This is a genomic window from Stenotrophomonas sp. SrG (assembly GCF_050031795.1).
Classification (GTDB): Bacteria; Pseudomonadota; Gammaproteobacteria; order Xanthomonadales; family Xanthomonadaceae; genus Stenotrophomonas; species Stenotrophomonas rhizophila_A.
Window position 1 is genome coordinate 1 of sequence record NZ_JBNBBE010000443.1, and the last position, 257, is coordinate 257.

Consider the following 257-nt stretch of genomic DNA (forward strand, 5'->3'; position numbering starts at 1 on the left):
CACGAAGGCGGCCAGGTCCAGGTTTTCCGGGTTGGCCCGCTCGCGCCGGGCCAGGCCCAGCTCGCTTTCCACGATGCCGTTGGTGCGCTGGCACTGCTGGTGGATGATCTGCAGCAGGCGGCGGTCGGTATCGCCATTGGCGGCGGATTCCTCCAGCAGCTGGGCGGCGTAGTTGATGGCTGCCAGCGGCTTGCGGATCTCATGGGCCAGGCTGGCCGAGAACCGGCCCATGGCCGAGAGGGTGAGCGATTCGGCGC

1 protein-coding gene is annotated in these 257 nt (G+C 68.9%); it reads right to left on the bottom strand.

From position 1 onward, the window contains the following. On the bottom strand, window positions 1–257 hold a 257-nt coding region (locus tag ACQG3P_RS20410), incomplete at both ends, for a histidine kinase dimerization/phospho-acceptor domain-containing protein (protein ID WP_426806061.1).